This is a genomic window from Microbulbifer maximicatervae (SeqCode) (assembly GCF_052468155.1).
Genome location: NZ_CP174335.1, coordinates 2191482 through 2213694, shown reverse-complemented (window position 1 = coordinate 2213694; position 22213 = coordinate 2191482). Strand labels below are relative to the sequence as shown.

Genomic DNA, 22213 nt, shown 5'->3' with positions numbered 1-22213 from the left:
GTAAAGGTTCTTACTTCACTTATTGAAGATCAGTAAGCTACCATTCTCGCTTCCCAAATTAACATTCTGTATATCGACATCACCCTCTCTATACAACTTGAGAAAATATTATGATGCACAACTAGTTACACCTGCGCCACAAATCACTGATAAAGCTTGAATGAAAAAACTAAGCCTATACTCTATAGTCACCTTGCGGACCACCTGCCTTTAGCAGAATAAAAGTACCAATTTAATTCATTTTACAGGATGCAAGCTTGAAAAGCTTTACTGTATACGGAAACTGCCAAACCCAACCCCTAGCAAACATATTACAAGAAAATAAATCATTTTCTGAGATTTATAGGTATATCCCTATAAAGCCAGCACAGACTCTCGGCAAGGATGACTATAAATCTATACTGTCAAAAATAGAAAGTATTGACCTGTTTATACATCAACCTGTCGCAACTACCAATAATAGACCCAAAGAGCTGTCTAGCGATCACTTGCTTAAAAAATTAAAGCCAAACGCATTGAGAGTTTCCTTTCCCTCGATTTACTTTGATGGATATTTCCCACACCTTCAGACCTTTAAAGGCATGATAGCTGAATTGAATTTAGTTCATGATTATTTTATAGCCTATCTATTTGCGAAGGGCTATAGTGAAAAACATACTTTTGAAGTAATCAATGATAGCAATTTGTACACGCCAAATACCTCCAAACAACCAGTTTCAAATTCCCTTAACAACCTCACTGCTCGAGAAACATCCGAGGACCTCGACATAAGAATCTCAAGATATATAGAGAAAAACTATAGAAAGCAAAAGCTATTCAATCAATTCAATCACCCTCGAAGACCTGTGTTCAGATATATCGCCGAGAATATTTTAAAGAAAATTAAGATACAAGATACCTTTATTCCTGAAACTGGGGCAACGACTCTCGACGGAATTATTACCCCAATATATCAAAGCACCTACAACAATTTAAAACTTGAATTTTCTGAGGACTTCCATCATTACAGATCCCAAAATCACGACCGCATCCACCAGAATGATATAATTTCATGTCTATTTAGGTTTTATAGAACATTAGATTCCAAAATGATCGAGGAACACGTTAAGAAATCAAAACCCTTCATTCCCGAAGCAATTGATGGGCTCCAAAGCCACATATAAAAACTTAAATTTTGAAGCCAATCCACATAACAATTTCAAGCGAGGCCAACTAGCTATAGGCTGGTTGGCCTCCACAAAGCAAGTCTGAAACTCTAGAAGCCCCCATACTATCTAGCCACCTCCTAAAGAATATTACCAGATCGAATTCATCAATTAGTAAAACAATGCAATTCAACTTATCACCCAACCACCCTATCGCTTAAAAAAAATGTCAGGAATATGCCTAATCACCCCCCTACTCTGCTACGAGCATTCATCGCTCTTCCTTACAGAAACCGCGCGGGACTCTTAAGAGCACTAAGCTTGACTTCACCACAAAGGAACTAATCGACCACCAGTATACAAACACTAGTATTAAACAAATTTCTGAATGAGCGAAACCTAAAAGAGCATGAAAAAGCGGTCGACCGCTCAATAATTTATCACTGAGACAGCAGCAAAGCTCATTCCAGAGCGTGTTTATATTGCAAAACCACTAATGATTATCAACCTACAAACCCTAGCAAAAACTGGATCGCCTAGAGCATTCAACGGACCACATTCAATTAGGCTACTTAGTGGGCCCCTACAATAACTCATCAAAAAACTAGCAAATCAAGTTCATTGTTTCTCTATAAAAACACATGATCAACTACAATATTCTCCACATAAATCACTCTGAAAAAACCCTTTACCGAACCACCACTTAAAAAGCAATTAACTAGACCAACATATACATCAATCAAGCTGCAGAGCAATGAAAAAATCAAGCTTATTTTTTCTTGTTTGACTACATTTTAGAATTTTAAAATCATGCATACCCAGCTTTCGCGCCCCCTCAATACAATCCACAATAGAGTCTGGGGTGAAAAGATTCACATGGCAATCATGATAACCTTTAAGGGCTCTATCAAAGGTATCGTAGGATTGTTTAACCGTAAAAGTTCTCGGAACTTTAACTCTATAGTTCGAATAGTCCGCCCACAATCGAGCCGCCTTTACATTTTTATGATAATAACGCTGATCAAAAGCATGCCTTGGAGCTGGCCTATCTCGATCCAACACATAGTTTTCTACTAGCTCTCCCAGCCCAGTCCAAGGACGCTCAACATCAAAACAGTATCGACAATCAGGCACTATAGAAAATATAATCCCACCTGAATTCAAAACTTTGGAAGCATCATTCAGCCAGCCAAAAAAATTTGGCAAGTGCTCCAACACATGAGATGTAAATATATAATCAAATGATCTATCTACCACTTCACTTAACTTTCTACCTTTTAAAACATAATCCAACTCGACAACCTTATCTGGACTTCTATTTTTATTATTTTTAATTTTATTTTTCAGCTGAATCTCATCAAAATAATCCACATAGAAAACCCTGTTGTCAGCCTTCTTTATAAAGGGTTTATCCAGAGGCCCAACCTCCAGACCGACCTTTTCCTGAGGAATAACAATTTTCAAAAATTCATCAGCATAGGAAACCTGCATTATGCGCTTTCTTCCAAGCAAGCCATTCCCAATTAACATTTTTTACTCCTTTAAAATTCACCCACCCAAAATACACACACAGATAAAAACATAAATATCCCAACCAAAAATGGGCTCTAAACAGCACATTTTTTGAGTATACCCCTCCCCCTTATCAATTGCTAGGGACCCTCTGATCAACGAAGCATTTTTCCAGAATTAAGCTGAGCTGCTTGAAAAATTCACTTTATTACGCACAAACGCGTAATTTGCGCGTAATAGTCCACTAATTTTTCATCTGAAACCCTCAATAGGTGGATTTCAGGCGAACCACCCCTAGGCAGCCAAGTATTTTCTCCCTATTATTAAGTTGGTAAAGCCTGCCAGTAAGCACAGCCTCTCAGTATTTTTTACCAGTCCCCGATAGCGGACCTTGTCATAACCAAATACCCGTTTGATGTAGCGGAAGGGGTGCTCGACCTTCGCTCTTATCTGCGCCTTGATCTTTTCCGCTTTACGAAGTGCATCACGCCCTGGAAGAGTTTTTAGCTTGCTCGGCTTCATTGCTATATACCAATCCGCCTCCCGCTCTTTCAACTCTTCACGTTTCTCCGCACCAATGTACCCAGAGTCTCCCCAGATTCTTTTCTCCTCCCCGTGGAGAACTCGCTCTGTAGTTGTGACATCATGCGAATTCGCTGCTGTTGTATCTATGCTATGTATTACTCCGAGCACATCATCAACCCCGATATGCATTTTCATTCCAAAATGCCACTGATTGCCTTTCTTTGTTTGATGCATTTCTGGATCACGTTTTTTCTTTTTATTCTTGGTTGAAGTTGGCGCAGAGATAATAGTGGCATCTACAATCGTACCTTCACGCAGTACCATGCCATTCTCAGCAAGATGCTTGTTGATTTCATCAAAAAGAGCTGCACCTAGCTGATTGAGCTCCAGTAAGTGGCGAAAGTTAAGAATCGTTGTTTCATCGGGAATTGGGCCGCTCAAAGTCAATCCAGCAAAACTACGCATGGATTCAATTTCATACAGTGCATCCTCCATAGCGGGATCACTGAGATTATAAAATAGCTGCATGCAATGAATACGGAGCATGACACTCAATGGATATGGCTGTCGGCCACGTTTGCCTTGTGGATAGCAAGGAGTGATCTGAGCTTCTAGTCGCTGCCATGGGATGAGGGCTTCCATTTGAGAAAGAAACTTCTCTCGGCGAGTTATACGGCGCTTTAGCTTATATTCTGCTTCGGCAAAGGTGACTTGGTGCATAATTCATCGTAGTCTTGATGGGTAGGTGAATATTACCAATATTGGCTTGGAATTATTCAGAGGTTCCCTAGAACCAAACATAACGCCCCACCCCATGATGTCGAAATTACAATTAATAAATAACTTACTACCAACTATTCACTAGTTTAAATATAAGTCCTCAATAATACGAGAGCCTTGCTGCCAAACGATACCAAGATACTGAAAAGTAAATCGCTAAAAAATAGCGACTAGCAAGAAAACACCAAAGATAGAGTGGAACAGATAACTCCGAAATCTTTATTAGTTAATTTGTATCAGATGGATAGATAAAAATCTATACTCTGTTGGAATAAGTACAACAAAGCGCCACCTATAATTATTGCGTACGAAGCGCACTTAAAGTTAATATTGAAACGAAAAATAAATGGTAAAAATTATCGCTCAAAGTGTCTATTGATCATACGATACGCACCAAAGATAAAGTCAATACAGCTTCACTAGACAGTAACCTTGCGTTAACAGCCATTAAGTAACTGAGAAAGCTTATAGACAGGTATTTAATCCCCTAATATTCACCCCGAAAGAGTAAACACTATTGAAACATTAAAAATCGCAACAAATGAATTATTCTTTTAGCGGTAAAGACTTTGACTTAAAATCGGTATAGGTTCTGAGAGCTAGGCCATATAGGCATGCACAGCAATCTCACAGTAAGTGGCAGTCCATTTAACTTAAGATAACTTAGGTGAAACCAGATAAGATAAAAATAAGCTGGCCTCCACCTTTAAATAAAGCCTTCAAATGATATAAGCACAGCATATTGCTTGTACTATTATCACTCTGAATTATTGATACTTTTTATATTATCCGCAAAAGTAATATACGTAATATTTCAGTCAGAATTGAAGACCCGTCTTACTGCATCAAAAGCACAAATTTGACAGCGTCATCGGGTCTATTTCTCTCAATGCTTAACATTTTTGGAAATGTTAAAAAGTTAATAAATTTGAATACAATACCTTAATTCACCACAAAGAATAAAGATCCCAAGGCTGGTTAAGAAATGACATTCACATCCACCTTTAGAGTTCAAGAGTAGAAATGGATGCGGTTCCTCCAAAGCCAACCCCCTCAACTCCCACTCCCTTACACAGTAGAGGTTGAAGATCCAGAGCTATTAGAGAGCAGATCCTTTTAGCCCCAGGGTAAGATGAGAATATGCACTTAGAACAAAATGCCTCTATTTGCCATTTCACAGGATTTAACCCAATTTTTAACCCCAAATTTAGCAGTTTCCTCGCTCAAATCCCGCAGATTGCCCCTACTCGCCCCGATTGCTAAGATGCGCGCCTGCCGCTATGGCCCGGCTCCCCCTTTGGTTCCGTATTGCGACACTGGGGCTGCCAGCAAACCGATTTTTCCCAAGCGTTACCCTCGCCTATCCGCAACGCGGAGGCCCGAGGCTTTCCACAGGAAAAGCGGTATTGAGGCCAGGTGCTATTTTTAACCGCGAGCGCACCGCGACGACTCCCTGCGACTACAGGAACGAAGTTTATGACCCAACCATCGCTGCAGCAGTTGGAACAACACGACGCCTTTATCCATCGCCATATTGGCCCCGATGCCAAACAGGTAGAGGCCATGCTGGAAACCCTCGGAGTTGCCAGCCTCGAAGAGCTGATCGAGAAAACCGTGCCCGAAGCCATTCGCAAGACCGATGAGCTGGATCTGGCCGACGCGATCAATGAAGTTGAGGCCCTCGCAGAGCTGAAAGATATCGCGGCGCGCAATAAGATCTACCGCACCTTTATTGGTATGGGCTACCACGACACCATTACCCCCAATGTGATCCTGCGCAACGTGTTGGAGAATCCGGGTTGGTACACCGCCTATACCCCTTACCAGCCGGAAATTGCCCAGGGGCGCCTGGAAGGCCTGCTGAACTTCCAGCAGATGATTATGGACCTCACCGGCATGGAACTGGCCAACGCCTCCATGCTGGATGAAGGCACCGCTGCCGCAGAAGCCATGGCCATGTGTAAGCGCCAGGTCAAGCGCAACAAGTCCAACGTCTACTTTGTGGACCAGGACTGCCATCCGCAAACTATCGCCGTAGTTAAGACCCGCGCCGAACACTTCGGCTTCGAAGTCGTTGTCGGCGACGTGGAAAAAGATATCCCCACCGAGCTGTTCGGCGCACTGCTGCAATACCCCGGCAGCACCGGCCGTGTACGCGACCTGAGCGATATTATTGCCAAGGTCCACGAAGCCAACGCCCTGGTAACCGTGGCCGCAGATCTGATGAGCCTGGTAGCCCTGCGGGCACCGGGTGATATGGGTGCGGACGTAGTCGTCGGCTGTAACCAGCGCTTCGGTATCCCCATGGGTTACGGTGGCCCCCACGCAGGCTTCTTCGCCTTCCGCGAAGCTTACAAGCGCTCCGCACCGGGCCGTATTATCGGTGTGTCCGTGGACAGCAAAGGTAAGCGCGCGCTGCGTATGGCCATGCAGACCCGCGAGCAGCACATTCGCCGCGAGAAAGCCAACTCCAATATCTGTACCTCCCAGGTACTGCTGGCGGTGATGAGCGCGTTCTATGCGATTTACCACGGCCCCGAAGGCCTGAAAACCATCGCTGCCCGCATCCAGCGCTTAGCAGATATTCTCGCTTCCGCCCTGCAGCAGGAAGGCTTTAACCTGACCCACGACAGCTGGTTCGATACCCTGAATATCACCGTTGGCGCCAAGCAGGAAGAGATTTACCAGCGCGCCCTGGCCGCAGAGATCAACCTGCGTAAAATTGGTGAAGACGCTCTGGGTGTGAGCCTGAGTGAGACCGCCACCCTGCAGGATGTGTCTGACCTGATCAATGCCTTTATCGGCACCGAACACAGCATCGACCTACACACTCTGGACAGCGAAATTGCCAGCAAGGGCTCCCTGGGTGTACCCGCCGCCCTGGCGCGCGATACTGAATTCCTGACCCATCCGGTGTTCAACACCTACCACTCCGAAACTGAGATGCTGCGCTACCTCAAGTCTCTGGAAGCCAAGGATATCGCCCTGAATCACTCCATGATTCCCCTGGGCTCCTGCACCATGAAGTTGAATGCCACTGCGGAGATGATCCCGGTCACCTGGCCCGAGTTCGGCAAGCTGCACCCCTTCGCACCAGTAGATCAAGCACAAGGCTACGCGGAAATGTTCCGTCAGCTACAGCAAATGCTGTCCGCTTGCACCGGTTACGATGCGGTGAGCCTGCAGCCCAATGCCGGTTCCCAGGGTGAATACGCAGGCCTGGTTGCTATCAAGAAGTACTTCGAAGCGAAGGGTGAAACCCAGCGCGATATCTGCCTGATTCCCGCCTCTGCCCACGGCACCAACCCAGCTTCCGCCATGATGGTGAGCATGAAAGTGGTTGTGGTTGCCTGTGATGATAAAGGCAATGTGAATATTGAAGACCTGAAAGCCAAAATCGAAGAGCACGGCGACCGCGTTGCCGCACTGATGGTCACCTACCCGTCCACCCACGGGGTGTTCGAGGAAGGTATCCGCGAAGTTTGCGATCTGGTTCACCAGGCTGGCGGCCAGGTTTATATCGACGGTGCCAACATGAACGCCTTGATCGGCGTCGCAGCTCCGGGCCAGTTCGGTGGTGACGTATCCCACCTGAACCTGCACAAAACTTTCTGTATTCCTCACGGTGGCGGCGGCCCCGGTATGGGTCCGATCGCTGTTGGCGAACATCTGAAGCCCTACTTGGCGGCCCACCCGGTGACTGAAGTACCGGAAACCAAGCTGGATAACGGCACCATCTCCGCCGCTCCCTGGGGCTCCGCCAGCATTCTGCCGATCAGCTGGATGTATATCCGTATGATGGGTAAGCAGGGCATGAAGCAAGCTACCGAAATGGCAATCCTGAACGCCAACTACGTGGCCAAGAAACTGGGTGAACACTACTCCCTGCTTTACACCGGCACCAATGGCTTTGTTGCCCACGAATGCTTGGTTGACCTGCGCCCACTCAAGGAGGCCAGCGGCATCACTGAAGAGGATATCGCCAAGCGCCTGATGGACTTTGGTTTCCACTCCCCCACCATGTCCTTCCCGGTAGCCGGCACCCTGATGATCGAGCCCACCGAGAGTGAGTCCAAGGGTGAGCTGGATCGCTTTATCGAAGCGATGGCAACAATTCGCCAGGAAGTGGAAGATGTAACCAGCGGTAAATACACCCCAGAGGACAATCCGCTGCACAATGCCCCTCACACCCTTGAGGACGTGATGAGCGAAGAGTGGACCCACAGCTACTCCCGCGATATCGCTGCGCGCCCGGCGGCGTGGTTAAAAGAGCACAAGGTGTGGCCCGCTGCCAACCGTATCGACAACGTATACGGCGACCGCAACCTGATTTGTTCCTGCCCTCCGATTGAGAGCTACGCTGATTAAGATCTAACACTCTCACAGGTGGATTTAAAAGCGGGCTTAATGCCCGCTTTTTCTTTGTTAACGAAAATCATTGGACTCGACTTCTTGCTCAAAAAGATCCTACCCACCAACGACGGACACTCTCAGAAAGCAATAGCAAAACCCCAATGATCAGTCGAAGGCTACAACGTAATATAGGCCTGCGAGGATATCGTCCAGGGTAAGCATATTAGCTTACAAAATTAATACGCTAGTAAGTGCAACTCGAAAAGAATTAAGCCCTCAACAGACTGTAAGCTATTTAAAGAAACTTGCAGGCATATCGTTACATCATGAGTAGATCTACCGACTAATTTATTTAGATCAGGCAAATGGTGGAGACTTGTACAAGCACCTTAGGCGGATTAGTTCAGAAGAAACCTGCGTGCGCAGCTTCCTACTCCAGCATGAATCAATTCAATGTGCACATTAAGAAGCCATTAGTTCGCCGGTTGAATAATAGTCACATCCACAATAACACTTTCATGCAGTGCCATACCATTCTCAGGAAATTGTTTATTGATATCCTCAAATAGAATCGCACTCAGCTAGTTAATCCCCAATAAGTGACGAAAGTTAAGGATCGTTGTTTTGTGAAGATCGGACCATTCAAAGGCAATCCAGCGAAATTACATATAGATTCAATTTTATATAGCGCGTCCAACACATCCGGACCCTGAGGTTGGATCGCAGCCATACAATGAATACGCCTCTCCTCAAGAGCACTAAAACTCAATTCGAGCTTCTAATCCAGGCTATGTTATGAGTATACCCATCTGAGAAAGAAACGTTTCTCAGCGAGTTATGAAGCACTTTAGATTGTATTCTGCTTCGCCAAAAGGTAAAGCGTATGATCTATCGTACTGAACACCACCAAGTTGGCCCTTTAGTCAAAATTACATCGGATTACAATAAAGAGCGCTTTTCCAAAGAAGTCCGTACAAGATTCCACCTAAATACGTGCACTCACCTTACCCGAGTTGACATGCCAGCCTTATTGCGTTATACGTCCACATTGGAACTTCTATAGTTGCCTTGTATTCTAGAGTGAGGGTATCTCTGCATTAGCTTAAATAAGAAATATCAATAACTAATCTGCTACTTAATTAAAGTTAAGCGATCAGCCATAAGCCCCTGCCGAATGAGGAATACGAATATTGATGTAATCAGTAGCTCTTTTGGGAATGATTCCCTTATAGGTCAAGAATTTATAAGTAAGGACATTGTACAATCGCGCCCCCTGAAGAGGTTAGATTACATAAAACTTAATTGAGCTCTGAGGATAGTTGATTGGTTATATTGGTCACTTACACTAGAGTCGTTTTATAGTTAATATATTAAATTGCGAGATGTTTTATGAAGTTATATCTGCACATTGGAACAGAGAAAACTGGAACAACCACTATACAAGAGGTTTTATTCAAAAATCAGAACTTCTTGAGCGAGCGGGGATTCCACTTTCTACAATGTGCCGGCGTAAAAAACAACAGAGCCTTACCTGCATACTGTGTTAATGATGAGAAAAGTGATGACTTCTTTAGAGCTAGGAACATTACCACAATTGAAGAAAAAATAATATTTCGAAAATCGCTAAAGGAAAAGTTAGACAAGGAACTTAGCAACCTGCCTGCAAACGTTCACTCTGTAATCATTTCAAGTGAGCACTTCCATTCAAGGGTAAATACAAAAGAGGAGGTTAATAGAGCTCTTGAGTTAATGTCCGAATATTTTTCAGATATTTCTGTCATTTGCTACCTCAGAGAGCAATCTGCGGTTTGTGAATCTTTATACTCAACATCTATCAAGTTTGGTTACTCCCAAAGTTTAGATTTCATGTTAGCCCAGTGTCAGCCATCTAATATATACTACAATTATTATGACATGCTATCTAACTGGGCAAGCGCTTTCGGATTGGAAAATATAAATCCTAGAATATTCTCTAGAGACTTCTTTGTTAACAGCGACCTTATTGATGACTTTTTTTGTCAACTAGATCCAAAACTATTAAAGGGATTATCAAAGGATGTTGATAAGGAGAATGAATCTCTAACTCAGCTTGGCCAGACCTTGGGGAGAGCTGTTAATAGGGTTACACCTAGATATCTTGCCGATGGGACCCCAAACTCACTTCGAGCAAAAGTATTTGATATTATTTATCAGGAATTTAAAGGTAAAGGAGAGCGTGTTTCCCAGGAAAAATATGATGAAATTTATTACTCCTTTGAAGAAAGTAATAGACAGTTAAATAAGGAATTTTTTAAGTCTGAGGATGATATTTTTGTGTATCGGATGCGGAACACAGAGAAATCTGAGCCTGCGGGAAAGGAGCAAGTTGATAGCTTTGTTAAAATCATACAGTCCTTGATGATCGGCTATGCGGGATTACCCGGTCGCTATGCAGGCTTCCCCGATTATTACGCAGATGTTTTTAGGGATGCATCAATTAAATTGGAAACTGTAGATTTAAAAGCTTCTTTGGGGCTTATGGAGATTGCACACTCGATACGGCCTGAAGGAGAGGTTATCAAGAGCAAGCTCGAAAAGTATAGAAATTCCATGTAAAGACTAAACGTTTATTTGAAATATACTTTAATGGTTTGACTCTAATTTCAAACTACTCTGTATTTGAGATTAATTAGGGGGCATACCGCCCCTTTTTTTGACTAATGTCTCGTAAAGCTATAAAGCGGATACGCGAAATAGACCTCTGGCGAACTAATTCAGACCAAATCTGATACATCCTCTTAACTAGTTTTGATGTATATACCTATACCTAAAAGCGAAAAACTCCATAATCTATACTAATGATCGTATCATCTAACAAAAAACTGGACTGCTAAATTTGGCAGAAGAGCTTCAAAGTTTTCAAACTACTGAGTGTATCCAGAGACACTTTCTATCGGTACATGGAAGCCCTTTCAATTGTCCGCTATCGAGTTCACAGTATCATGAAAAAGCTAGGTTTGGCAGTAGAATTCAAGAAGCGATTTACACTGACGACAGATAACAAAACACCAACTTCTGATTGTGCAAAACCTTCTGAATAGGGAATTATCACTGAGTGTTAAAAATCAAGTTTGAACTACTGATATTGCGTATATCTGGACTGTGCAAGGCTGGTTATACTTGGCGCTAGTGATTGGTCTCTATTCACACCGGATTGTTGGTTTGCATCTAGATCGCCAGATGGAAACGGCCTTGGAAAACCGTGCATTGCTAATAGCTGTCAATTTGCCTACGCCACCAAAAGGTCTTTTCACCGCTCTGATCGAGGCAACCAGTATGCCAGCCATACCTACCAAGCACTGTTGAAGCGACATGAGATGTTATTCTCAATGAACCGCTAAGAAAATTGTTGGGACAACGCTCCGACTGAACGTTTTTAGCAGCCTGAAACGGGAGTGGCTAACAGAAAATCTCTATAACAACAAGGGAGAATGCGATAATCGATGTAAGAGCCTATATCGCTTATTACCACACACGCAGAATACATACAACGCTGGAGGATGTAACCCCTATCGAATTTGAGAAATGTGCTTAATGAGGTGTTCGGTTGGAATTGACCACAACATATCGAGACGCTGCTAAAAAATTCCTACGAAACCGAGGGCAAAACCTTCGGTAGTACAATTATCTGTCCACCACCCTTCAGACTCATAAGCACGGAATGAGCGTACTTGGACTCACAGCTGCTGCATGCCCGGCGGCGTGGTGGCAAGAGTGCTAAGTTTGGCCGACTGCTAACCTTATCGATAAGGAACCAGCTACAAGCCTAAGATACCAGCCACTTATACCCATTACCCCCCTGCGTACCTTTACTAAATCATAGCAAAAACTAACCAGACAATTAATCTGACAACTCAGTTGTAACAAATTAACTTACCCTCTCATAAAATAAGCTAATTAACACCTATGCTAAGCTAATTCTTAACAACCGTTCTGGCATCGGTGGCGTCCGAAGTGAGACAAAGACAAGTCGGGGAATAAGTGCTGACATATCGAATCTCCAATTAAACCGGTAATTGAATTCAGCCAAATAACTCTGTACTTACTTCGGTTTAATTGCATTATAGGTGCTACGTATTGCACTCTATAAATCACCGAGAACCGTATTCACCCAATAAAATTCAGGCCCTCAACAGAATTCCGACCGCCACCACAAGCAATCTTGTCATGTGCACATCCAGCAGTTATAACGGCATTGAAGCACGCAAGACCGCCAGAAATCACTGTGCTGCCGTTACAGAGGTGTTTTTTGCTCCATGCAGAAATCTCACTGCTCCTGAAACCCTTGACAATAGGGAGCTTGATACGTTTTGATCGCCCTTCCTTGGTGGTTTCAACCGCAGCCACAACAGGGGGTTAACTTTAGCTCCACGGCCAGATTTGCATTCTGTACGCTCCCCCCCCCTGAAATAAACATCATCCAGCTCAACGAAGCCAAACAGCTTATATTGGCGGTCTTGCTCCATCATCACCTGCATGAGTTTGCGCTTCATGCGCCAAGTTGCGTTGTATGAGATACCCAAGTGACGTAACAACTCTATACAAGAGATGCCTTTCTTATCCTGGGTGACGAAAAAAAATCTCAAGTAACAAGGGGCAACTTGGTAGAATCGAAGATCATACGGGAAGTGATCGATGTCTGACGCCGACATCGATCCTAGATTGCCAACATAAGTGACACACGCCTGCCTGCTAGAAATTCTAGTGGGCTCAAGTAATTTAGAATCTTTCTTGGACGAGTGTTTATTCGGAACACTGCTTCGTCAATACGGCTTTGGGGAATCTTACCAATCTTCATACCCTTCGGGAAGAAACGTCTCAGTAGACCATTCGTATTTTCGTTTAATCCACGCCCCCAAGAATGATAAGGCTTTGCAAAATATATTTTGCACCCCAGTTTCTGTGTAATCGCTTGATGACCAGCAAACTCCCCTCCGCTATCGAAGGTTATCGTTTTACATATTGCCTGATACGGCTTCAGCATCTTCTTAATTGCCCGACTTAATGTCTTCTTACTCTTGTTGGACACGCAACGAGTGAGCAACAACTTAAAGACTCGCTCAACTAAAGTCACAAGATAGCCATCCTGGCCATAAACCGTATCGCCCTCCCTGTGGCCGAGCTCGGTGTTTCCATCAACAATCGTAGGCCATTCTTCAATATCAATACGCTCCGGAATGAGCTTTGCCCCTGCTTCAGAGCCTGTACGCCTTCGGTAGACTTTGTCTTTTCGTGGAAGCCGCAGCCTCCAACCAAGCTAAGCTATCCAGCGATAAATAGTAGAACAACAGACCGTTCTCTCACATTTCTCAAGTTTCATCCGACCAGCAACTTGTTCGGGGCTAGCATTTTTTAGCTGATGGTCGATTTGCACCTTCATGACGAAATCAAACTAGGTGTACTTACGGGCTCCATATCGCCTCTGCAGCACCTGACGATGAACGCTTTCAGTACAGTAAGGATGAAAGCGATTGAGCTGTAGTGCAATGGCTCGAGCCGAATAGCCCTGTCCATTGAGGACTTCGATCTGGTATCGTTCTTTCAGGGTAAGCTGGTTGATATAGGTTCCCATGAAATTCATGGCTTGTTTGTGTGGGAGCTGACTAGCCTACAGCCAGCTGGCCTCCTTCGCTATCGCAATGCATGTCGGTTATTGCGGGAATCTAGGGATTACATTATGTGAGCTTTCGGTTAGATATATCACAATACTTGTCATACCCACAGTGAGGACAAGAAAACCCTTTTGGCCAACACCACTGGCAGAGAGCCTCGAAACACTGCTCATCGGTATCACATTCTTGGAGGAATTGAGTCAAACTAATGCCTTTCTGGAACTGCACCTTATTACGAGCCATGATCTATTCCCTTATGAATCGACCAAACAACTGTATTTACATACACATTTATATGAATTAACAAGGATGGAAATTAGCTAAAACAATGAAAGCTAAAGCATGATAAATTTTACTATCGCTAATCTAATAAATTCATTTTAAAATAACTCAACTGTGAATTAAGCCTATATGGAGCAAAAATGAAACCACTTGATAAATTAGATCGAAGATTCAATCTTAAGAATGGAACTTTCAACCTGGACGATGGTACACTTTTCTTACGACAGAAAGGTAAATCCCAAAATCAATTTGCATATCTTCTAGGCGAGCGAACACTTAGCGATAAAACTATAAACAACTTCAACCTAAATATAGATAGAAACAGAGACTACTGTTACAAGAGAAACATACCTTATCGACATGTTATCTTTCCCGCCAAAGCCATTGCCTACCAGGATATATTTCTTCAGGAAGGTCTAAAAATAACCCCAATCTATGGAAAAAAGCACACTCGAAAATCTGTTTACTACCCCGGAAATATCGTTGAGCCAATCGATTACTTCAAAAATGATTCCCACTGCTCTTTCTTGGGCCAATATAAGATTATGCAAGAAGTACTCCACGGTCTCGGTATCGACCTGCATAAGTTCACCTACAAAACAAAAATCGAGCAAAACAGGGGGGACCTAGGGAAAATGCGAGGAGACGCACCTATAGACCTTCTTTCATTTGATTGCTTCACCGAAATAAAACCAGAATTAGACCGATTTAACCTATCAAAGGCTCTGCAGGGAAACACAGGGGGGATATTTCTAACAATAAACCAAACAGCCCCCATTAAAAAACGTATATTACTATTTGGCGACAGTTATTTTCAAAGTTGCTTGAAATGGCTATCTCATATATTTGAAGAAATAATCTATTTAAGATCACCATATATACTTCCAGATGTAGCAAGCTCTCTTTCCCCTGATTTAATTTTAACTGGAAATGCAGAGCGATATCTAGTAAACACTCCAAATGCAGAAAATGATGTGCCCTTCTTTATTAATTACATCCACTCTCGTTTTGAATCCAGGAAATTAGATGAACATACTCTCTCTGCGTTCCAGAATATTTTCTCTGGTAGAAACTCCATAAGCTACTTAGAGTGGAAAGAGACTTTAAGAATCTCCCACAAGAAAACCCTACTCAACCTAGAAAATAATCATTTACTCCAGTTATGCGAAAACAACAATATATTAATAGACAGGATTAGAGATACTGCCACATCCCTGGAAAAAACGGACATGGAAGAAGCCTATCGGCTTATGTCTATTGCTCACAAAGCTCGGCCAAGTGGTATATTTATACGCAGAAAATTACAGGAATATATATTGTGACTTAACCCATAAAAAACTTAAAAATAAGGAGCCGTGAGAATTTTCCTGACAATCAATAACAGCTCATAAGTGAGCTCATTAATTACTTTTAACGGATTGGCAGCGGGCTTAAGGCCCGCTTTTTTCGTTTTTATTGGGCCTAATTAAATTTCGACCACTTTCAAAGCCCCCCATTTTCCCTCTCAATCAATGGTAAGGAACACCCAATGAAAAGCGGCAAACAAAGAAGAACCGAAATTAAGCAAGCTCGAAGAAAAAGAATAGAGAAGTTAAATAGAGGCAAGATCCTTGATCAGTTCAGTGGCCCCATTCCCGACTGGGCTATTGCGGTAGATAGACCAACAATTGTGCACCACTCTTACTACCTTGACATTCCTCTCTACTACTTGGATCGAGAATTTCAATGTAAAGATTGTGGCTCAGATGAAGTATGGACGGCAAAGCAACAAAAATGGTGGTATGAAATCGCCAAAGGAGACTTTGAGACTTCTGCGATTCGCTGTCGTCCCTGTAGGAAAAAGAGAAACCAAGCGAAAGCAGAACAGAAAGCTCATATGGAAGCAATGGCAAAGAAAAAGCCACACCCCAATGAGGCCTTCTTTAAAAAAGGGCTTTATTAAAGAATAATACAGGTGCATCCAGTAAGAACCAGAAATCGCGCCTTAGGAAACGAGTATAAGGATTGTATTTCGGAGTGTTTACAATCCACTCCGAAATAGATTTACTAAAAAAAATTAATTAATCACAACTATCAACATTTTTGAACTACTTTAGGCAATTAGGAAGTGCTGAAGTACCTGGCCATATTGTAGAAAGGTAACTGCTAGAATCTTTAGTCACATTAAATATCATAGTACCGCCACCAAGGTTATTATTCTCATTACATGATGCTAAAGCGCTCGCTGCAGAAGCACTATTCAACACAGTAGAAGCGCCAACACCCAGCTTAGACTTATCAACACCCAGATTGATATACTTCTGGATTCTTGAAGTACAACTTGAGCCCAACCAATAGCTCATCTCCCAGCCATAAGTTAGTTGATCGCCCAGTTTCTTGCCATTCCATTCAGCCTGAAAAGCATCGGCATCACTCCAGAGCGCTTTAGAAATGATTTTATTCGGAATTTTCTCTCGCAATGCACTAGTCACTTTTACCAGGGAGTCAGAATAGGTTTGGCCGCACTGTGAGTACTCATCATCAATATCAATACCATCCAGACCATATTGATCCACTGCATCTTTCAACTGCTGAGCAAAGTCATCAGCGGATTGCTCATCGGCAAAACAAGACCAACCTGCATTTTGGTGATTTCCGAGAACGCTGAGCACCACTTTCGTACCCTTGTCTTGCAAGTCTTGTACTGTACTCAAATTGTTATTGAGCAAGTCTGACACTTGGTCATTAAAATGCAGTACAGCTTTCTGACCATCGTAATTAATATTTGCCGCGAAGATCACAGCTATATCAAACAACTGGCTGCCATCGCTCTCTGTAAAGCAGCCCGCATTGCCCAGGTTATTACTATTAACTTCTACGTAAGCAACTTTAGGAGCTAACACACTTTCCTGAGGAGTATCAGATTTACACAGAGTTGAGCCCAGCTCACGGATTTCATTCTTACGTGAACCACACCCATACCCGCTGCCATCCATGGAGGCATTATCGGCAAGATTTGCAATTTCCCAGTCCCCCAGGACGGAACACAGCTCATCCTTATAGATTTGAGCCTCAAGATAGGTGACCGGGCTTGCATCAGATGCACAGCTGCTTCCACTAACAACTTGAGGCGCTGAAGGTTCGGATTTACACAATGTCATGGATAATTGGCGACTTTCATTACTCGTCAATTGGCAATTATTTCCCAGATGTTCTATTGAGGACCCGTCTGATAAACCAACCAAATCACCATTACTGAGAAGATCACAAAATTCATTAGGATAATTAAGCGCTTCAGAATAGCTTACTGCTGTAGTGTCCGAGGGACAGTCAACCGAATTAACCACTTCAATATCTGCGTATGCACCAGTCTGAAATAAAATGGTGGCACAAGCAGCCTGCACTGCTCTACGTGTCGATTGTTTCATATTTATGCTCATTTTTATTATGTAGTTATGTAAATTCTGTAATCTAATATCGATAATCAAAAAAAATGGTGTAGAGCTTACACTCTACACCCAATACTACGATCAACGAGGTATTAGAATTTATAGTTTGCACCAATATATAGTCTGCGCCCAGAGTAATTATAATAAGTCATTCTGTTTTCCTGCTTCCAGAACCCCTCTGCCTTTTCCTCCGTTAAATTAATGATAGATGCCGTGAAATTGAGGTTTTCATTGAAGGTAAAGCTGACATTAAGATCAAGCTGCCCATAAGCTTTATCGTATAAATTATACCCTTGGTGAAGCCCCCCAGCTCGATCATCTTTCCAGTTATAAGATGCTCGCACACTGTACAAATCATTTTCATAATAACCGGAAAGATTGTACTGGTGCTTAGCCGTTCCAGGAATTTCTGCCTCAGTTTCTTCACCATTAACAAACACCCCTGAAGTACTGGTGTCGGTGTAGGTATAATTTGCCATTACACCAAAACCACTTTCGAACGCGTGTTGTGCAAACAGCTCAACGCCTCTTGAAGTTGCCTCAGCACCACCCGTTTTTGTGGTCATGTCGACTTCAATGGGTCCATTGCAGCAATTGTGCTCACGTAATACAACTTCAGTTGTGGTTATAGGAAGGTTGCTGATATCCTTACTAAATAATGTTGCCCCAAGTGCGGAAGCATCAAAGTAATACCATTCAATTCCCAGGTCGAATTGATTGGAGAGCATCGCTTCTAGCCCAGTATTTGCTGAAGTGCCAGTCCCACGGCCGGTCCAAGAATCCGGCGAGTTAATATTTACAGGGGGGCCATAAGACTCAGCCTGCCCCAAATCAGCATAACTAACTCGAGACATGGTTTTTGCTGCAGCAAATCGTATTACAAGGTCATCAGTTAGATCCCAGGCAATATTCAAACTTGGTAGGAAGTTTTCACTGTCAGCACTTCGATTATTTGCATTGGTGATATCTGTCTCTTGACCAATGATGTCATCGTACGTCGAGGTAGTTAAGTCGGTATTAACATAGCGGACACCAAAGTTACCCCGGAAGGCTTCCCATTCAAAATCTGCCTGTGCGTAAAGTGAAAATATTTTCTCCTCGATGGTATAGGTACCGGATAAGACAGGAACTACAGTCCGGGTAAAATTATCACTAACGTAGGCTTTAAGCGCATCTATATCAAAAGGCAGATAGTTAATAGCCCCGGTATCGCCTGCGCTATTATCGATTACGCTGCCGCCAAGTAAGATTGAAGTGTCTGGATGAAAATCCGGGTTGTGGAACCATTCGGTACCCGACAACCACCCACGATAACCACCGTTATCCGAAATACCGTCATCCCACAGGAAAGTATCTCTTAGGGACTTGGCTTCATGATCTCGGTATTTAGTACCGACATAGATTTTGTTAACTATTCCCCAATTGGTATCAAATCCCAGGTCAAGCTGATAATAATCTTCCCTATCCCGATTTTGGGTAGCGTCAGAACTAAACCAGTCATAGTATGGATAGGCCTCCTGATCCGAGGTGAGATCTGTAGAGATTTCGTAGCTAGGTTCCCCGTCGGCAATAGACCACAGCCAACTATTTACGGAACCATAACGTGCATCCATATTTGCCATGATTCTTTCGGAGACACCTCCTTTTGCAGAGCTGCGCCCAATATTCACTGCTGCTGTGTAAGAATCACCTTCATACAGAATTTCGAGGTCGAATGTATGAGATTCTGATTCACCGTAGCTATCCTGCCCGGTCAATTGCGGAGACATTAAACCTCGCTCTACCTCAACACCACCATTGACATCAGCATCACCCCAGTTATCAGCATTTAGCAAACCGTTATCACCGTTGCCATAGGTAACTACGGTATCCCCTTCCAGCTCAACGCCAAAGTAGGGGTTATGGTTATCATTCCATTCTGCTAAGGTGAGATTCTGACTACGGGTATCGTATCCCAACTGGGAACCGAAATAGTTCAGAGCAAATTCCAAGCGCTCAGTTGGCCGCCATTGAGTGGTAATTTGATAACCATCCCTGGCCCTATCCTGCTCATGATTACCAATACCCATAGCTCTGGGCGCCCAAACATTGTTGTAAACTTCACCAGTTTCCTGGTCAACAATTGCCGGACGCTCAGCACCTTCAACCGTATCTGAATGGAATCGCCAATGACTCGCGTAGTTTTCAATTGAGGTTACGGTTCTGTCCTGCTTGGTATAGCCAGCCAGGATACCGAAGGTTTCACTCTCATTTTTCCAGGAGTAAAAAGCACTATATTGAGGTTCCCACTGCTCATTAGTATCTGAGTAAGTGGTTTCAGTAGTTATAACACCCTCACCAGAATCCATTTCCAGAGGCTTACGACTGTGTAGAATAACCGTTCCGCCAATTCCTCCTTCATCAATTCTAGCTTCCGGGCTTTTGTAAACTTCTACTTTGCTAATCATGTTGGATGGCAGCAAAGTGTAATTAAAGCTTCGAGATGGCGCTTCTCCATCAGAGGTTGCAATGTAGTTTCCATTTAACTGAGTCAAGGTCCACTCGGCACTGGTGCCACGAATACTGACTCGACTACCCTCTCCACCACTGCGTGTAATTGTGATCCCTGGCACGCGCTGAAGAGAGTCTGCAACATTCTTATCCGGGAACTTGCCCACATCCTCGGCGGTTATCGCGTCTACAATAGCATTAGAATCCCGCTTAATTTCCAGGTTTCTGGTATTACTCTCAAGAATTCCGATTACCTCAATATGATCCATCGGTTTGTCTTTCTCAGAGATATCATCAGCAATCGCCACGCTACTAATGGCTAATGAAATAGCGGAGACTAGCGATTTCTGCTTAATCTCTCGGCTCCAGATTTTGACCATGGTTCGTCTATTATTCTTGACTGTTTTCATAGTATCCCAACTTTCTTTTCTTATAAGTTTTTTAAAAGAGCCCCTCTCCAAATTGGAGAGGGGCGAGAAACCGTCAGGGGACCCTAAACCCCGTAATGACAGTCCACTTGTTGAGCACTAAAACCCTAAGAAAAAAACGGGATAAGGGGGTAATAGAAACTGAGACAGGAATAGAACAAAATCGGCGTTTGGATTTTTGGAGAACACTAAGGGAAAGGTATAAGAAGGTATGAAAGGCCAAAATTCGATTATGGATTTACATGATATTCAACAAATAGATAAACTATTTTTAAAGAGAAGAAAGCCAGCACCAAACCATTTCAACAAAAAACTTCTATTGATTATCCATCTCTAAGTAGTTCAGGAATGGCCTATCGCATTCAAAGTTGAGACTGAACTTCTTCTCTATAAATAGCGGGAAGCTGCCCAAACATGGTCTTGAAATGTCTACTGAAGTAACTGTGAGATGGAAATCCGACACGGTATGCGATTTCAGAAATTGGCCGCTGAGTGTCCACCAGCATACGACGGGAGTTCTCTAACCTAACCTCTCTGACAAACTGCATTGGAGTTTTCTCCAAATACTTTTTAAATCGCCTCTCAAGGGCGCTAACAGACAAACTGGCTACCTCTGCTAGCTGTTCGACAGTAATCGGCTGACTGTAATTATTTTTAATATATTCAACAGGCTTTTTCAGCTTATCCATTCTGGAGAGCGTTTTGACCGTTTCATTAAGGTCGCGAGCTACGCCATAGGTACCAATAATTTTTCCAGTGGAATTCTTTAGTGGGCGCTTGGATGTCGTAAACCAAACCAACTCTCCACTTTTCCCTATATTCAACTCCAGTCGATCTGTAATCGTTTCGCCCTCCATCACTCTTTGGTCATCACGCATATAGTTTTTTGCGAGATAAGAGGGAGAAAAATCCATATCAGAGCGGCCCACAACCTGATTAAGGGACCTGCATCCAACATGCTCAATAAACTCTCGGTTACAATGTACTACGTAACCAGAATCATCTTTTACCCAAAAAATAATATCTGATATTAAATCAAAAACCGCAATAATCTGCTGGGTAGACACCATTTCCAATATTGATTCAGACTTCATTATTATTATCTACAATAGCTGGTAAAGAGTCCCTTTTATTACTGTACAGATCCAGCAAGCAGAAAAGGCACTAAAAAGCGCCTTCTCGGCACTCTCCCCGCACCTCACCACCATATGCGGAAATAACCCGTTCAATTTCAAAATAGCCACGCTCACAGAAACCGCTTTCCAACATCTTTTGTTCGAGAGCCCAATCTAAATAACGCTCTACACGGTCACTTGAACGGCCTCCCAAACCGATAGTATCCCGCTGCATTCGACGTTGAGAACTAGGCTGGTTTGAGACTGGGGGAGGAAGATCCTGTCGATCCTTCTCAAGAGTAAATGTAAAACGCTTAGCTCCATTTTGAGCAATCTCAGTTACAAACGACTCTTTCATTCCGGGAATCGGCTTGTTGCTGGAACAGGCACTGAGAAAAATAGGTAACGCTAGGCTAGCGGCAATAAATAAACGGGCCTGAAAACTGCTAATATTTTTATTATTCACTCAAAATCCTCTCTAAACACTAACCTGCTTTACTACAT

The 22213-nt window shown here is 43.3% G+C and carries 11 protein-coding genes and 3 pseudogenes; 5 read left to right on the top strand and 9 right to left on the bottom strand.

Annotated elements, in window-relative coordinates:
- The first annotated feature begins 257 nt into the window (after nt 1-257).
- Nucleotides 258-1163, top strand: coding sequence for a WcbI family polysaccharide biosynthesis putative acetyltransferase (locus ACJJIY_RS09470; protein ID WP_445359475.1), 906 nt, complete (start codon nt 258-260; stop codon nt 1161-1163).
- A 717-nt stretch (nt 1164-1880) separates the two neighbouring features.
- Here the strand turns inward: ACJJIY_RS09470 and ACJJIY_RS09465 are convergent.
- Together ACJJIY_RS09465 and ACJJIY_RS09460 are read right to left on the bottom strand one after the other, a co-directional pair.
- Nucleotides 1881-2675 (bottom strand): methyltransferase domain-containing protein, encoded by a 795-nt coding sequence (locus tag ACJJIY_RS09465; RefSeq protein ID WP_445359474.1) that lies wholly within the window; start codon nt 2673-2675, stop codon nt 1881-1883.
- Nucleotides 2676-2951: 276 nt separating this feature from the next.
- A complete protein-coding gene (locus ACJJIY_RS09460) occupies nt 2952-3902 on the bottom strand; it encodes an IS5 family transposase (RefSeq protein ID WP_444895065.1) in 951 nt (316 codons plus the stop codon).
- 1536 nt (nt 3903-5438) lie between these two features.
- Between ACJJIY_RS09460 and gcvP the strand changes: the two genes are divergently transcribed.
- Both gcvP and ACJJIY_RS09450 read left to right on the top strand, forming a co-directional pair.
- Nucleotides 5439-8330, top strand: coding sequence for an aminomethyl-transferring glycine dehydrogenase (gcvP, locus tag ACJJIY_RS09455; protein ID WP_445359473.1), 2892 nt, complete (start codon nt 5439-5441; stop codon nt 8328-8330).
- 1374 nt (nt 8331-9704) lie between these two features.
- Nucleotides 9705-10910: a hypothetical protein gene (locus ACJJIY_RS09450; protein WP_444895064.1), complete on the top strand. Its 1206-nt coding sequence runs from the start codon at nt 9705-9707 to the stop codon at nt 10908-10910.
- Nucleotides 10911-12258: 1348 nt separating this feature from the next.
- Here the strand turns inward: ACJJIY_RS09450 and ACJJIY_RS09440 are convergent.
- From ACJJIY_RS09440 to ACJJIY_RS09430, 3 pseudogenes are all read right to left on the bottom strand, one after another.
- Nucleotides 12259-13011, bottom strand: a pseudogene (locus tag ACJJIY_RS09440) (IS1595 family transposase); the annotation flags it as partial.
- Nucleotides 13012-13926: pseudogene (locus ACJJIY_RS09435) on the bottom strand (IS30 family transposase). It lies immediately after the preceding pseudogene.
- 109 nt (nt 13927-14035) lie between these two features.
- A pseudogene (locus tag ACJJIY_RS09430) lies at nt 14036-14209 on the bottom strand (transposase family protein); the annotation flags it as partial.
- 179 nt (nt 14210-14388) lie between these two features.
- On the opposite strand from ACJJIY_RS09430, the gene ACJJIY_RS09425 reads away from it, so the two are divergent.
- The gene (locus tag ACJJIY_RS09425; RefSeq protein WP_445359472.1) at nt 14389-15570 is read left to right on the top strand and encodes an alginate O-acetyltransferase AlgX-related protein; all 1182 of its coding nucleotides are present in this window, start codon (nt 14389-14391) and stop codon (nt 15568-15570) included.
- A 206-nt stretch (nt 15571-15776) separates the two neighbouring features.
- Nucleotides 15777-16190 carry a zinc-ribbon domain-containing protein gene (locus ACJJIY_RS09420; protein ID WP_445359471.1) on the top strand — a complete coding sequence of 138 codons (414 nt, stop codon included), beginning with the start codon at nt 15777-15779 and terminating at the stop codon, nt 16188-16190.
- A gap of 145 nt (nt 16191-16335) precedes the next feature.
- On the opposite strand, the gene ACJJIY_RS09415 is transcribed toward ACJJIY_RS09420, so the two are convergent.
- The 4 genes from ACJJIY_RS09415 to ACJJIY_RS09400 all read right to left on the bottom strand — a co-directional run bounded on the left by ACJJIY_RS09415 (nt 16336) and on the right by ACJJIY_RS09400 (nt 22175).
- Nucleotides 16336-17715: a glycosyl hydrolase family 18 protein gene (locus tag ACJJIY_RS09415; RefSeq protein ID WP_445359470.1), complete on the bottom strand. Its 1380-nt coding sequence runs from the start codon at nt 17713-17715 to the stop codon at nt 16336-16338.
- Nucleotides 17716-17768: 53 nt separating this feature from the next.
- Complete coding sequence (locus tag ACJJIY_RS09410; protein ID WP_444926828.1) at nt 17769-20576, bottom strand: TonB-dependent receptor; 2808 nt, start codon at nt 20574-20576, stop codon at nt 17769-17771.
- Between the two features lie 380 nt (nt 20577-20956).
- The gene (locus ACJJIY_RS09405) at nt 20957-21688 is read right to left on the bottom strand and encodes an AraC family transcriptional regulator (protein ID WP_413664535.1); all 732 of its coding nucleotides are present in this window, start codon (nt 21686-21688) and stop codon (nt 20957-20959) included.
- A gap of 70 nt (nt 21689-21758) precedes the next feature.
- A complete protein-coding gene (locus ACJJIY_RS09400) occupies nt 21759-22175 on the bottom strand; it encodes a hypothetical protein (protein ID WP_444895071.1) in 417 nt (138 codons plus the stop codon).
- Between the last annotated feature and the right edge of the window lie 38 nt (nt 22176-22213).